The organism is Akkermansia biwaensis (assembly GCF_026072915.1).
Lineage (GTDB): Bacteria > Verrucomicrobiota > Verrucomicrobiia > Verrucomicrobiales > Akkermansiaceae > Akkermansia > Akkermansia biwaensis.
Genome location: NZ_AP025943.1, coordinates 588851 through 602888 on the forward strand (window position 1 = coordinate 588851; position 14038 = coordinate 602888).

Sequence of the window (14038 nt, forward strand, 5' to 3'; positions counted from 1 at the left end):
AAATATGATATCAAATGATATGTTACGTTATTTTTCCAAGAACACAACAAGAATATATGGAAAGGATGCCTTAAGAGAAAAACGCCCCGTCAACCAGGCAGGACCGCCAGCCACGTTTCCGTTTTTTCCTCTTCGCCAATCTCCGATTCAGCGTCAGAACGGCAGACAATACGGAACATCCGTCAATCTGTATTTCCAGTCCTTGTCACTTCTGCTCCGTCTTCAACCTCTTTTCGTATTTCAATAACCTGTCATCCAGAATTCGGGCAAGAGACAACACGGAATACCTTGGATCAGAGGATACCAGCATCACCGCCGTATTCCTCCGCAGGAAATATACGGAAGACGCTATTTTCGCTCCACTTCTGTTTTCACCCGGAGCGCAAACGGAACCGGCAAACATATCGAAATCTCCCACCAGTCCCGTTTTTTTGGAGTTCCCCATATCGGTTTCCGCCGCAACGGCACGTACATCCCTTTTCCGTCCCAACGGATCGTAGAAACGCATCTTGAGCAACAGCTCCATCGCCTCCTTCCGGCTGCGCGCGTGAGCTACCAGGATTTCTATAAAATCCGACCTGGTGAGCGTATCATCCCAGGGGGTGACAGGATTCAGCACGGCATGGGCGCCATGGCGCAACTCTTGAAACATGCCAAGATAGAGTCCATGTTCGATCCCTCCGTGAAACAGGGCAAAGTGCATGCAGCCCTCATGAACATTGGGAATTTGAAGTTCTTCACTCAAAACCTCCTCATGCCTCAGCAAATCCACGGGGACCTGTTCCCTGCCAAATCCGGCAATCGTCCGGCATAATTCAGGCATCCCGTACCAGGGGTCCATCCGGCGTCGTTCCTCCGGACCTATTTTTTCATCCATGAGGTATTGTTCCTTCTTTTCTCTATCATATTCCGCCCTCCTTTTCCGTTTTTTTTCCAACGCCCGGTTTAGCTCCTCTCCGGCGGCAATATGATTTTTCCTGTCCAGAAACAAATCAAACAATTGTTCCACTTCCGGCAGGGAAATGGAAAAATCCCGGCCGCCCGTCCAGAAATCGATTCCCAGATTTCCCCGCACAGCAAACTCGGGGCAATCCACGCTCTTTCCGGATAAACGGTACATGCACCAGGTTCCTCGTTCTCCGGCCACATCCTTCCCCCAGACAACAAGATCTCCCAGCTGGGAGAACGATTCACGCTCAAGAATAAATTCCTTTCTCGCCATCCTTTCCGACTCAAATAAATACACATCCAAATGAGCACATTCATTCCCTTCCCGGTCCATCAATATCCAGCGTTCCCGCCCCCCCTTCGACTCAGGCAGAAGAAATTTGTCTCCGCATGCCACGTTCCCTTCCGGAGGAACGATGTCCTCCGGCTTCCATATTCCTCCGTTCAGCAATGGCAAGATTCCTATTTTTTCCTTCAGCCCCGTCAACAAGTAATCTTCCTTTCTATCTTCCCTCTCCTTCCAGCCCGACGGCGTGAGCTGCATGCACGTTTCCCCCTGCGCCCAGCCTGCCGAGAGCAGCAATGCAGCCATAACAACACATGGCCATCCATGACGGAATGAAGAAAAGGAAATGAATCTGCCGGCAATGCCGGAAAAGAGCCTGTTCATAGGAAATAGCAAGTTATCCTTTACGGAATAACAATCTATTTCATTGACTGTCAACTAAAATTAATTCCACCTTATTCTTCCGGCGGCAGGCATGCCGAAAAATACGGGCAGCCAATGCGCCCCTTCTTCCCGGTCATTCCGCCTTGCTCACGCTGAAACAGTACACGGCAGGGTTGATCAGGGCGAGGGGCAAATAAAACAGCGCAAAGGACAGGGAGCCGCCGTACAGGATCAGGATCACGGCGGACAGCAGGAACAGGACGGCTATCTTGACACTCCGCGCCCAAGTGAGCCGGTGCACCAGCCAGATCAGAACGGCACACACAAAACCGATGATGATTCCGAGAATTCCTCCCATGGTCAGGAATTCCACATAACTGGAACAGAACTGGTCCAGCCACCTCACATTATCGGGAGTAGGCGGATTGCTCCCCCATGCAAAAAGTCCCGGAGGGAGTAGACCCCACAACAGCACGGAAAAAAGTACCAGGCGGTCTGTATTGAGGCGGTACGTCATGCAAAGATACGGTAGTCGTCCTTCTGAGAGATAACAAGCGAAATCGGCCATTTCCTTTTATTCAGCCACTTCCGGCAGGAACAGCTATTTATAATATTTATCATCAATTTTTTAATTACCTCAAATAATTGTTAGATTGCAAATTAATCTATATTTTATAAAAATTATTTGTGGACAATGGAGAAAAAAACTCTTCCATGGAATTTATTAGAGAGCTTCTTTTCCATCCCATGACCAGTTCGTTCCTTCTCATCAAATGGACCGTGTATCTGATTGGATTAGCTGTGCTGCCGCCCATCCAGGCAGAGGAAGAAGACACGGGAGTCTTTCAAATTGACTCAGCGACGGATGAATTATCAGCCGATATTCATCTTGCAAGAGAAGAGGGAAAAGAAGTTCCGAAAAGTGAAGCGGAGACAGAAAGCGGACCAGGCTGGGCATTGGAGAATCTGTCGATCTTCTTTTAACAGGAAAAGATTCCCTCATCGGGAATGCTCAAAAGATCAAATGGACCATTCTGAAAGGAGAAAATCTGGGAGAGCCGGATAAAGAAATGGGTAACCCTGCCAAAATCAAGATCAATCCTTATTCCATTCACGGAAGAAAAGTGGACGTTTGGGCTACGACCGAATACAATACGGTTAAAGAAAAAGAATTTACAGTCGCTGTTCCTGAAACCGATACCCATGACCATCAAAAAGTCATCGCCCACCACGCCAAAAATCCAAGACCGGGGAAAAGGGGCACGATGAATGGAAACCAGCGTTTCCTGTTTACATGGTCAGCCCAGCCCCCAATGAAGAAGGAGTAACCATCAAAATCACCAAATTTGGACGCGGCGTTCAACGCACAGCTATCAAAACGCAATATTATACTCCAAAGAGAAAACCGGAAACCCTGACCAAATTCTTATGAAAAGCCTCCTTGCCTGTTTATTCTGCGGCCTGTCGCCCCTTTCTTTCATTCAGGGCGCTCCGGCAGTCTTGAATCCAAACGTGGAAAAACCGCCTTATCCCGATTTTGTTAAACATTCGGAATATACCGCCTCCGGACTCAAGGACCTTTTGGACCAGGGCAGGCTGGAAGAGTTTTACAAAAGGTCAAAAAAACTATTGAAAGAGAATGGCAGGATTCAGGACAAAAACACGGAGCAAGTTCAAAACGACTTGTGGACTTTTTATTACATTGCGGCGGCGCCCCTTTTCCAAATGGACGCATCTCCGGAAATTCCCGATTCCTGGAGAGAGGACAAGACACTGGATTACGACGTCAAGACAAGCGCGGCCCGGTATATAGCCACTCAGGATATAGACAGGCTTGCTGCCGTGCTGTCCGTCTCGCGTGAGAAAATTGCTGGTCTGTACGCCCTTTATGCCGCTAAAATTCTTCACGACATCAAACAAAATTATGATCCGGATCTGGGAGAAAAACAGAAACGGCAGCTCCAGGAAGAGGAAGAGGAAGAAAAGAAAAGGCTGCTTTACCATGACCGGAAAATCGACATCAACCAGGCTAATCTCAGATCCATTCTGATTCACAATAAAATCAACACTGAGGATTTGCGCAACAATGCCGCCAAAATGCGCACGGATTCCCTGGAAAAAACATTTTTAAATTTACTGGTAGAATATTTTCCGGGAAATGCGGCCCTGGTAAGGAAATATATCAAACTGGCCGGATATTCCGACAAGGAGATTCCCGACCTCATCGACCGTACCGTTGGACGTGAGCCCAAAACGAAATTCCTGTACAAGGGAGCAGGCAGAAAGAAAAAAATGCGCCCTTGACAGGGTGGGGGTATTCAGCCCCCCGACGATCCGATTGAATGCCCGGCAGCGCGCATGCCGGAAACCGATTTTTCCAAGAGAACGGGACAGCCCCGAATTTCCGCAGGGGCGGGAAACGGCTGCCGTTCACAAGGGAGCAAAAGAAGAATCTCCCGCTCCATTGACGGCGATGCCGTCTATTTCCACCAGCCAGCCCGGACGGCACACCGGAGCTTTCAACAGCAGGTGCGGCACGTGCGCCAGCGGAGAATCCATCAGCGCACACTCGACCACATCCCGGTCCGCCCAGTCCCGCAAATACACGACGGCCTGCTTCAGGTGGGAAAGGCTTCCACCGCTCCGTTCCATCAGCGCACGCATGTTTTCCAGGGTGCGCACGGTCTGGCGCTTCACATTCCCGGGATGAACGATGTTCCCCGCCGCATCAATGCTGGCCGTGCCGGAGATGAAGTAATGGGAGCGGTCGCCGTACACGATGCGGGCGCCGCGTTCAAAAGCCACCCGGTACAGGTGCGTGGGAGAAAGGTAGTCCGGAGCTTCCATGTACCTGACCTGCCCCTGCTTCAGCCCGGCAATGCCCAGGCTGTCCATGTGCAGCAGGCGCCCCGGCGTTTCCGTACAGCCTTCAATGCCGGTGCTGGCGATGTAATGGTTCTCCGGACTCAGTCCGTAACGGTCAAAGCTCTCATTGCGGCCTTCCACCAGCCCCCGATAGTTGTTGTCAATGTCCCGGCAGTAAATCCAGGTGCGGTGAACCAGAGCCGGGACAGTTCCTCCCTGCGCGGCGGCCACACGGTCCAGCCAGCGGAATTCCTCCTGCATCTGGTCGTGGCTGCCGCACACGGCAGCCGTGCGCCTGCCTGCCAGAAACAGGCGGTAATGCTTCCTCCGCGCCACCAGTACCGTTCCTTCTTCCGTTTCCTCCTTGCTTTTTCCCAGCATGCCGCCCAGATGCCATGCCTCCAACGCCACGCGGGAACCGTTTGCCGGGGGCTGTCCTACGATGGAAACATAGGAACGACGCCCTTTCACCACACGGCTCAGCAGTTCCGACTGCCGGGCAGGATCGCTGACATGGAAGCGCAGCAGGAACTCGTCTCCTCCGTCTCCACCCGATTCACGGTACCTGTCCATCAGGGAATGCAACTCTTCCTCAAAGCTTCCGCCCGGTTCCGCAGTCATGCAGAAGAAACGTTCCCCTGTTCCGGTTCCATCATCCCATACGGATATTTCCCGTAGTTTTCCAGCCATGCCTTTCCTTTCTCCCCCTTTAAAGGGATTGTACGTAGTTGACCAGGTCTTCCAGTTCCCTGTCGTTCAGACTGCTCGTTTTTCCGCGGATATCTCCCCGGTTGTGCACCGTGACAGCTTCCCGAAGGGTTTTCGCGCGGCCATCATGCAGATAGGGGGCGGTGCGCCAGACTTCCACCAGGGAAGGAACCAGGATTTTCCTGCCTTCATCCAGTCCTTTCGCCGTTCCTGTGGCCACCAGCTCCTTGGTTGTGAAATACGGATGGGGATGGCATTGAACGCATCCGGCCGTCTTGAAGATTTCCCTGCCCCGGCGCGCGGATTCCGTAAGGGACCCGCGCTCCACGCCGGGCGCGTGGCACTGGGCGCACCCGGTTTCCTTCGTCTGAGGGCGGGAAGGATGGCCGGCCATCAAAAACGGGCTGGGCACCTCCTTCATGTTTTTCAGGTACTCGTTGACGCACGCGGCCAGGTCTCCGTCCGGCTCCATGAACTGGATGTGCACAAAACCCGCGGTAACGGCCACTTCCGCAGACGCACGCACGCCGAGACTCATCACGGGACTTGTCCGGTGGGAGAGGAACATGGTGCGCGTGTTTTTCGGATTGCCCATGCCGTCGTTCAGCAGGTCCCAGTTCAGGCCGTCCACGCGGGCGTCCGGGTGGCAGGTGGCGCAGCTCTGCCACCCCTGGAAGCAATGGGAGGCGTCGTTGAAGTACTGTTCACCCAGCCGTTCCCTGGAAGGACGGTATTCCGCGTTCAAGGGAATGTTCCGGGGGACGGCGTCCGCCTTGAGCGGCACCTGCGCCAGCGTATCAGAGAAATATCCCGTTACATAAACGTTTTCCCCGTCGGAAGCCAGGGCGCGGGGACCGTTCAAGGGCAGGCGGACGCGGGTGCGGATGTCGTGCAGGAATCCCAGCCTTTCGGATACGGGGTTCCCCGCCCGGTCCTCCTTCTTCATGCGCGCCAGCAACGCGGGAAAATCAATAATGGAGAGTTCATGCGTGCCGGCATGCGTGACGAGCAGGCGGCTTCCGTCCGGGGAAAAGAGCACGCCCCACGGATTGGCGGCCCCCGCGTCCGGATCGTCCAGCAGGACGGGATGCGGCCTGTCCGGACATGCCGTGTCCATGATGGTCACGGCATTCGTGTTCATCCAGCCCCGGTCCAGCTGCGTCGTCGGCATCTGGTAGCGGCTCAGCACGTGCGCCACGGCCAGGTAGCGGCCGTCCGGGCTGACGGCCATGCCCCGCACGCCCTGCGTTCCGTTGGCCAGGGGGAAATGAACCGCCTTCCCGTTCTCAACCAGGGTCAGCGCCGCCGCAGTGAAGTCCCCGTTCGCCGCGCCTGCGGGCAAATGGTTGGCCGCCCATATTTTCTTTCCGTCCGGGGAGACGGCCAGGGCCACCGGTTCACGGGAGGCAGGCCAGGAATTCAGCACTTTTCCAGAAGAAGCGTCCATTTCCACAATCTTGGAATCGAATCTGGCGGCCACATACAATTTACCATTGCGCACCACCGGAGACATGGGCGTATGCCCTGCCGGGAAGGCTCCCTTCACGGTTCCCGTGTCCAGAGCGACCACTTCCACCACGCCTCCGGGGCCGCCTTCCGCCACATAGGCGGTATTTCCGTCAATTGCCATGCCGTTGGGCTTCCCGGACAGGCGGATGCTTTTCACCACTTTCCCGGAACCGGGATCCACCAGTTCCAGCTTTTTCCTCCCATGCCCCAGAACGGCTGCCAGTTTTCCATAAACCTTGACATCCACCGGAGCCACGGGACCGGCCCCGGAGTCCGGTTCCTGCCTGCATGAGACAAGGGCCAGCAGGCAGCAGGCTGCGGCAAGAAAAGAAGGAAGCATATGTTTCATCTTCATGGCAGTCAATCAGTCTTCAATAATCACACGGAAGCCCACGTTGTACACGGGACGCCAGCCGGGATATCCCCAGCGCCAGGAGGACGTGGCCCGTCTGGGGCGGTCATACCAGGAGCCGCCGCGCACCGTGCGGGGAACGCGGGAATCCAGGGTCTCGTTGCGGCCGTCCTTCCCGTTCCACGGATAGGGTCTGTATTCCGAACGGGTCCATTCCGCGGCATTTCCGATCATGTCGTACAGTCCGTAGCCGTTCGGCCTGTAGCTTTTCACGGGAGCCAGGTGCAGCGTTCCGTCATTGAATTTTTCATCCCTGGGCACGAAGTCCCAGAAACGGTTGGGATTCCTGATCGGCTTGGGATCCACGCCGGAGACGGCCAGTTCCTTCAGCGTCACGTCTCCCAGATTGGCATAGGCGGAAAAATCGGAATCGCGGCCGCCGAAAAAGAAGTCCGTCTCCACTCCGCCCCGCGCGGCATATTCCCACTGCGCCTCCGTGGGCAGAGTTACCTTTTTACCTGTTTTTGCGGAAAGCCAGCGGCAGAATTCCATGGCCTTCGTCCACGGCACACGGATAACCGGAAACCGCGGATTGGCATCCATGTCGTACCCGGGCCTGACCTGGTCCTTGTAGTGCATGTCGTACCAGCCGTTGAGGTATTCCGGATCAAATTGGCGGTATTGTTCCAGGGTGACTTCCGCCTCTCCCATCCAGAACGGCTTTTCCATCCGCACTTTGGCAACGGGCTTTTCCGCGGGAGTTTCCAGCTCGCTTCCCATCGTGAATTCTCCCGACGGGATGCGGCGGAACGCCATGTTTACGCCGTTCCCCAAATCCAGCGTCAGCGTTTCATTCTGAGGGGACGGAACGGTTATGTTTTCCCGGCGGGGCGAAGGAACGGAGCATCCGCTATGGGACACGTTCGCCCCGGCATCCCTGCGGAAACGGGAATCCTTCATGGTCACGTAGTTCCGTTCCACGCCGGAAAACATCTTGTGCAGGTCATAGCGGCGCTTCAGCAGATTTTCATTGCGCTCTCCGAGCCATTCGCCCAGATAGGGGGCGTTCATGTCCATCCAGGTCACCAGACGGTGCCAGTCTTCCTCCGGCATGTCCACATGATGATGCCCTTTTTTGAGCAACTGGTAGAGTTCGGACGTATCTACAGCAAATTCCGTGGGAGCCAATCCCAGATAGTTTCCTTCCGGTCCGTTGCGGCGCACATACGGATGCAGATTCCAATAAGCCACGGAACCCGGCGCCGGAGCACCCTTGACGGCCTCCAGAGTCATGAAATCCGGCACCCCCTGCCTGCTTTTGTTCTCCGCGGAATGGCAGCGGATGCAATGGCGGTCCAGCACCGGCTGCACCTCATTGACGAAGGAAAACGTACGGGCCGGCCCATACCACGGGACAATGTCAGCAGGCTTTTGCCTGGAAGCCATCACCGGCCTGGCGGGAGGCGCGGCGTTCTGGTGCTCATGGCAGCCGATGCAGCTTAAAGTCTCTCCCGGCATGGCCGTGAACCAGCTCCGCATCAGGGCCAGCGCGCGGCCCTGCCCGTCCAGCACCTGAAGGGTCAAAGGCTGGTTGGCGGGGGCGGTGAAGATGGCGGACCCGTCCGGATTCACGGGCACCGTTCCGTACAGCACCTTCAAATCCCAGTTGCTTTCCATGCCCATGGCATAATGGCTGCCCGTGTCCCGCGGGCTGTATTCCGACATGAATACGCGCAAAGACCTGGCTTCCCCCCTGGGCACGCCCTCCATGGCCCGGCCGCGGTACACGTCGGAAACATATACCGTGGCCGTTTTGTCGTCCGGCTTCACGCGGTCATGCAGCACGGGGGGCTTTTTCCGCGGCCTCAAGGGTGTAGGATCGGCATAAATGAAGTAGGAGGAAGCCGTCAGGGGGACGATGTTGTCGTACACGTCGCACCAGACCACGTTGGTCACTCCTCCCGTGCCGGAAGGGGAGGAGACGGCCAGGAAGGTTTCCGCGCTCAACGGGTACGGTTCTGCAAAATAGGGAGTCTTCAATCCCTCCACCAACTGGTCCCTGGTCACGTTTTCCACGGGTTTTCCATATCCGGGAATTTTCTGCACCGCGCCCTCCGTGGCGGTGCGCCCCCGGTTCACATCAAAGATGACCAGTTCCCCCAGCCGCTTGACTCCATGGTGTCCGCTGACAATGCCCGCAAACATACCCGGCCTGCCGGGAAGGGGGCGGGCGTTAAACAGACTGTTGGGCCAATAGGAGTTGGAGCCGTAATATTCCTTCTGATCGCTGCCGTCGGGGTTCATGTGCATCAGCACGCGGCTGAAGTAGTGGGCGCTTTCCGTGTACTCCCAGCGCAGGAACATCACGCGGCCGTCCGGAAGCATGGTGGGGAACCAGTTGTTGTCCTGGTCAAAGGTGAGCCGCCGGGTCGTCTTCTTCTCGCGGTCGTAAAGGTGGATGTTCCCCACGTAATCCACTCCGGTGACGCAGGGCACGCCCTGCATGCCGGAGGTATTAATGAAGATGATGCGGCCGTCCGGCAGGTAGCAGGAGTTGTAGCTGTCCGTGTCCGCCGGCATGTGGGCGGTAAGGGATTCCTTTTTCCCGGTTTTCAGGTCCAGTTCAAAAACGTCCCAGGGCCGCTGTTCCTTTTTTCCGAAGCGGTTGCCCGTAAACATGAGCCGTTCCCCGGAAAAATCCAGTTCCAGATGCCCCATCCAGCGGTCGTCCTCCAAAAGGCGGCCCGCCGGGGAAGAGGAAGACGTGCCGCTGAATTTCATGATGCCGCTGCGGTACACGCGCCCGGGCCCCGGCATGCTGCTGATGCCCTGCCAGTTGGCCGGGCGGTCATGGTTGAAGGAGCTTCCGCCGGACGGGTTGAACCGCCGCACCGCCACCCATTCCCTAACGGAATCCTGCTCCGGCAGGGAGTCGATCAGAGCCTTTTTGCGTAATTCCACCAGTTCCCTCAGGATATCTTCTTGGTCCGGTCCGGCCTTTTCAATCCACGGCTGGATAGGCCCCAGCTTTTTTTCCCAGGCATCAAGCCGCTCCAGGAATTTGTCGGCATCCGGATACCGTTCTCCATATTTTTCCCGGTTGCGGGCGACGGCACGGCGGATGGCCCCTGCATCATAACAGGAAGCCAGCTTTTTCAATCTGATGAAGCGGATTTGCTTCAGAATGGCGTCTTCATGCTTCATCAGGTCATTCCATGAAGAGACGGGACCCGCCTGCTCCACGGGCAGGGAAAGAATTTCAGCCAGTCTTGCCCCCGCCGCTTCCGCATCCGGCCACGCCCGGAACACTGGAGCCAGCATCACCATGGCATCCCCGCAGTCATCGGCGGCTTCCAGCTCGGGAACAGACGCTACATAATCCGCCGTCCGGGTCCACAATTTTTTCATCCACTCATTCCCGTCTTTCCCAGATGCTGGAAGAGGAATTCCGGACAAATCCCGCAGCCACGGCTGCAAGGCGGCAGCCTGGAGCACGCTGGAGAACATTACGGCACAGCCCAGGAAGGAAAGGCGGAGAAGGGAATAATAGTCAAACATGGCACACAGTTTTACATACTACGCACAGCACATCCTTTTTCCTTCACCTGGAATGATATTTCTCCCGCGGACGCCGTTTTGCCTCTAACCCGGGTCAATAAGGGCAAACAAGCAAATACCGCGGATTATCAATCCGGATAACGGGGGATATCCATATCCTCTCTTTGAATTTGCCTGGGTTCACACGTTTAACCACATTTTCAATTTTAAATTCATGAAAAAGACACTGCTTCTTTTCTCCTGCACAGCCATGCTTGGCACCTTGCACACGGCCCAGGCTGCAGGGACATTGATATGGGATATGTCCTTTACCGGGACTTCCAGCTCACCGAACGCGGACAATATCGTGGTAACGGACAGCAACGGGGCTTCCTATTCCGGCATCACGCCGTCCTTCGGCGGCGGTTCCGTTACGGACGGCATTTACAATTCCGGCGGTTCCCGCCTGACCTTTACGGATAATTCCTCCCCCCTTTCCTTGAACAATAGTTTCAGCTTTGTCGTCAAAGCTAGCCTGAACGGGGAAGGCACTACCAACTGGCCCGTCCTGTTCGGTCTGGGGGAATCCAGCAGCTGGAATTTGAAGGTCAACTACACTAAAGGCGACAACGCCGGCTGGGGATTTGCGCCGGAAGGCTATTTGCTGAGTGAAATGACTTCCACGCCGGGCACCGTCGTTCAGGGTTTGGAACAAACCTTCATCATCACCGTGGACGCCGGCGCCAATGACGGCGTTACCCAGACGGGCACCGCCGCCCTGACCCTGTACCTGAACGGACAGGCAATCGCCACTGCTATGCTGGCTTCTAATAACAGAACAAACGAAAAGCTGGACACTTTTTCCCTGGGCGGGCGCCCCCTTAACGGAAACAACAATCAGACAGCCGATTTTTCCAATGTCCAGCTCTATCAGGGCGTTCTGAGCCCAGAACAAATCGCCGCGCTCAGCGTCCCGGAACCGGCTACCGCCACCCTTGGACTGGCGGGACTGGCTTTTCTGGCGCTCCGCCGCAGAAGGCGGCAGGAGTGAATTGCTTTCCGAACTTTATTTTCACAACGGATATCCTGTTACCGGGATATCCGTTTTTTGTGGCCGAGCCGGGAACAGCATCCATTCCGTCTTCATGAAGAGAGAACAGACCGGGCACCCATGATTACAGGAATTCACACCTGCTTTGGACCCCAGGAACAGCTTTTCCTCAATCCTCCATTCCCTACATTCCTTTCATGGCCGGGCGGAATTCATCCGCCCATTTTTCCAGTTGTTTTACTACCGGGATCAATGCACTGCCGGACGGGGTATGCGGCGAATGGAATTCTTTACCATCTATTATTAAAAATAGTCATTCCTCGTCACAGAATCCATTGGAACATGATTCATAAATAAAACAAAAAAACAAGGTGAATCATATATATGCCACCTGCAAAGGGAACAAAGATAATCCGTCAATTATTCCCGGCCGCGTCTTCCAGCCTCCGGGGACGGAGCAGATAGACCTTGTCCCGGCGGCGGACCTGCTCGGGGACCACGATGTACACGGTTTCCCCTTTTCCTGCGGATTCCACGGGAACCATGCCCTCTTCCGTTTCCTTCCGCATGGCCTTTACCTCCACCCGGACAGCTCCCGTCGTAGGACCGGCAATGAGAATGGTCTGTCCTGTGGAGAGCGCACCCGCTTCCAGGCAGATTTCCGCCACCCCATTTTTCCGGTAGAAGTTGCCGACCTTGGCAATGTGGATTTTCAGCAGGGCGGCGCGACTGTTCGCAGAGCCGCTCCATTCCCCCCATGTTACGCCCAGATAGTAGCCGCCTTTCCAGAATCCCCGGTTGAAGACGGATTCCAGCCGCTCCATCCACGCATTCGCCCTGGCGGGAGAGAAGGCTCCCTCCAGGCACGCGCGGGCCGCTTCCCGGTACACGGAGGTCACCGTCCGCACGTAGTCGGAGGAACGGCCCCGGCCTTCCAGCTTCAGGACGGAGACTCCGGCGTCCAGAATCTGGTCCAGAACCTGGACGGTGCACAGGTCCCGGGGAGACATCACGTATTTGTTGTCAATCACCAGTTCGTTGCCCGTTTCCTCATCCGTCACGCGGTAGGCGCGGCGGCAGTTCTGGAAACAGGCTCCGCGGTTGGCGGAAGAGTTATAGGCTGCCAGGCTCATGTGGCATTTGCCGGACACGGCCACGCACAAGGCGCCGTGCGCAAAGATTTCCACCCGGATAAGATCACCGGAAGGCCCGCGGATTCCTTCATCCCGGATGCCGTCAATGATACGCCTGATTTGCCCCAGCGTCAGTTCACGGGCAAGGACAACCACATCCGCATATTGTGCGTAAAACCTGACAGAAGCCATGTTGCAGACATTCGCCTGAACGGACATGTGCACCTCCAGCCCGATGGAATGCGCGTGGGTGATTACCGCCAGATCGGAAGCGATGACGGCGTCCACTCCGGCGGCTTTTGCGGCGGCACACAGATTCCGCACCGTCTCCAGTTCCTCATCATACACGATGATGTTCAGCGTCAGGTAGGCTTTTGCCCCCGTCTCATGGCAGCGGGCCACGATTTCCGGCAGGTCTTCCTCCGCAAAGTTTGCCGTGGCGCGGGAACGCATGTTCAGCTTCCCTATGCCGAAGTACACGGAGTCCGCACCGCCCTGAAGTGCGGCGGCCAGGGATTCGAACGAACCCGCCGGAGCCATGATTTCTATCCGGGATTGAGGGGACATGGCAGAACGGTTCAAAGCCCCCCGGATTCCTCCATCAGGATGACGGCAATCCTTCCCTTGGGGAAACATTTAACGATGGACATGTGGATGTTGCACAGGCGGTCCGGAGAGTTGCAGTCCGCACAGGTTCCCGTGTACATGCAGGGAGTTTTGAAGTCCTCATGGCGCCTTGCGTTCAGCGGGGCAATGCGGCGGATGCGTTCACGCGCCTCTTCCGGCGTAGCCACCAGCTTGTTGGCGCCCGCCAGCAGGATGACGTTCCGGGGGCCGAAGGCGACGGGAGCCACCCGGTTACCCACCATGTCCACCCAGTGCAGGGTTCCCTTCATGCTGACAGCGTTGATGCCGGTCAGGAAAAGGTCCGCCGTCATGCCGCGGCGGCGGATTTCCCATTTTTCCTCCCGGTCCATGCCCGGAACGAAACCGTCGTAGAATTGAATATCCGGGCTGGCATTCAGTTCATCAAGAATTCCTGTGGCCTTCAAGGTCATGGAATCCCCATAGGAGGCGGACGCCGGGCTGAGTTCCCGCACCAGGCCGCGCATCAGGTCTGCGGCTTCTTTCAGGCCAGAAACCACAAAGCTTCTGAATCCGCGCCGTTCCAGACGTTCGGCGCATTTTTGCAGGGAAAGAGGTTCTTCCATAAAAAGGATGGATGAAGAACCCCGCTCCGGCGCATTCCGGAGCGGGGTTCCTGT

Annotated in this window: 11 protein-coding genes; 4 read left to right on the top strand and 7 right to left on the bottom strand. The window is 56.1% G+C overall.

Annotated elements, in window-relative coordinates; translation table 11 throughout:
• Positions 1-205: 205 nt before the first annotated feature.
• Together OQH67_RS02320 and OQH67_RS02325 are read right to left on the bottom strand one after the other, a co-directional pair.
• A complete protein-coding gene (locus OQH67_RS02320) occupies positions 206-1540 on the bottom strand; it encodes a hypothetical protein (RefSeq protein WP_215437309.1) in 1335 nt (444 codons plus the stop codon).
• Positions 1541-1751: 211 nt separating this feature from the next.
• Entirely contained in the window at positions 1752-2135 is a 384-nt protein-coding gene (locus OQH67_RS02325) for a hypothetical protein (protein WP_215437306.1), read from the bottom strand.
• A 197-nt stretch (positions 2136-2332) separates the two neighbouring features.
• Between OQH67_RS02325 and OQH67_RS02330 the strand changes: the two genes are divergently transcribed.
• From OQH67_RS02330 to OQH67_RS02340, 3 genes are all read left to right on the top strand, one after another.
• Positions 2333-2602 (top strand): hypothetical protein, encoded by a 270-nt coding sequence (locus OQH67_RS02330; protein WP_215437303.1) that lies wholly within the window; start codon positions 2333-2335, stop codon positions 2600-2602.
• Between the two features lie 86 nt (positions 2603-2688).
• Complete coding sequence (locus OQH67_RS02335) at positions 2689-2946, top strand: hypothetical protein (protein WP_215437301.1); 258 nt, start codon at positions 2689-2691, stop codon at positions 2944-2946.
• Positions 2947-3130: 184 nt separating this feature from the next.
• On the top strand, positions 3131-3922 hold the full coding sequence (locus tag OQH67_RS02340; RefSeq protein ID WP_215437299.1) for a hypothetical protein: 792 nt from the start codon (positions 3131-3133) through the stop codon (positions 3920-3922).
• 126 nt (positions 3923-4048) lie between these two features.
• Here OQH67_RS02340 and OQH67_RS02345 read toward each other — a convergent pair whose 3' ends face one another.
• The 3 genes from OQH67_RS02345 to OQH67_RS02355 are packed head-to-tail and all read right to left on the bottom strand — an operon-like array spanning position 4049 to position 10610.
• Complete coding sequence (locus OQH67_RS02345) at positions 4049-5173, bottom strand: Rid family hydrolase (RefSeq protein WP_215437297.1); 1125 nt, start codon at positions 5171-5173, stop codon at positions 4049-4051.
• A gap of 19 nt (positions 5174-5192) precedes the next feature.
• Positions 5193-7040, bottom strand: coding sequence for a hypothetical protein (locus OQH67_RS02350; protein ID WP_215458999.1), 1848 nt, complete (start codon positions 7038-7040; stop codon positions 5193-5195).
• Between the two features lie 24 nt (positions 7041-7064).
• Positions 7065-10610: an SUMF1/EgtB/PvdO family nonheme iron enzyme gene (locus tag OQH67_RS02355; RefSeq protein ID WP_215437291.1), complete on the bottom strand. Its 3546-nt coding sequence runs from the start codon at positions 10608-10610 to the stop codon at positions 7065-7067.
• A gap of 214 nt (positions 10611-10824) precedes the next feature.
• Here OQH67_RS02355 and OQH67_RS02360 point away from each other — a divergent pair, with 214 nt between their 5' ends.
• Complete coding sequence (locus OQH67_RS02360; RefSeq protein WP_215437277.1) at positions 10825-11640, top strand: LamG-like jellyroll fold domain-containing protein; 816 nt, start codon at positions 10825-10827, stop codon at positions 11638-11640.
• A 416-nt stretch (positions 11641-12056) separates the two neighbouring features.
• On the opposite strand, the gene OQH67_RS02365 is transcribed toward OQH67_RS02360, so the two are convergent.
• Together OQH67_RS02365 and OQH67_RS02370 are read right to left on the bottom strand one after the other, a co-directional pair.
• Positions 12057-13340 (bottom strand): peptidase U32 family protein, encoded by a 1284-nt coding sequence (locus OQH67_RS02365; protein ID WP_215437274.1) that lies wholly within the window; start codon positions 13338-13340, stop codon positions 12057-12059.
• An 11-nt stretch (positions 13341-13351) separates the two neighbouring features.
• Complete coding sequence (locus tag OQH67_RS02370) at positions 13352-13984, bottom strand: lactate utilization protein (RefSeq protein ID WP_215437271.1); 633 nt, start codon at positions 13982-13984, stop codon at positions 13352-13354.
• Between the last annotated feature and the right edge of the window lie 54 nt (positions 13985-14038).

Bases quoted from the DNA above. Each gene is read 5' to 3' on its own strand.
- OQH67_RS02365 (WP_215437274.1), bottom strand. From the start codon at position 13,340: ATGTCCCCTCAATCCCGGATAGAAATCATGGCTCCGGCGGGTTCGTTC.
- OQH67_RS02330 (WP_215437303.1), top strand. From the start codon at position 2,333: ATGGAATTTATTAGAGAGCTTCTTTTCCATCCCATGACCAGTTCGTTC.
- OQH67_RS02325 (WP_215437306.1), bottom strand. From the start codon at position 2,135: ATGACGTACCGCCTCAATACAGACCGCCTGGTACTTTTTTCCGTGCTG.
- OQH67_RS02355 (WP_215437291.1), bottom strand. From the start codon at position 10,610: ATGTTTGACTATTATTCCCTTCTCCGCCTTTCCTTCCTGGGCTGTGCC.
- OQH67_RS02360 (WP_215437277.1), top strand. From the start codon at position 10,825: ATGAAAAAGACACTGCTTCTTTTCTCCTGCACAGCCATGCTTGGCACC.
- OQH67_RS02320 (WP_215437309.1), bottom strand. From the start codon at position 1,540: ATGGCTGCATTGCTGCTCTCGGCAGGCTGGGCGCAGGGGGAAACGTGC.
- OQH67_RS02345 (WP_215437297.1), bottom strand. From the start codon at position 5,173: ATGGCTGGAAAACTACGGGAAATATCCGTATGGGATGATGGAACCGGA.
- OQH67_RS02370 (WP_215437271.1), bottom strand. From the start codon at position 13,984: ATGGAAGAACCTCTTTCCCTGCAAAAATGCGCCGAACGTCTGGAACGG.
- OQH67_RS02350 (WP_215458999.1), bottom strand. From the start codon at position 7,040: ATGCTTCCTTCTTTTCTTGCCGCAGCCTGCTGCCTGCTGGCCCTTGTC.
- OQH67_RS02335 (WP_215437301.1), top strand. From the start codon at position 2,689: ATGGGTAACCCTGCCAAAATCAAGATCAATCCTTATTCCATTCACGGA.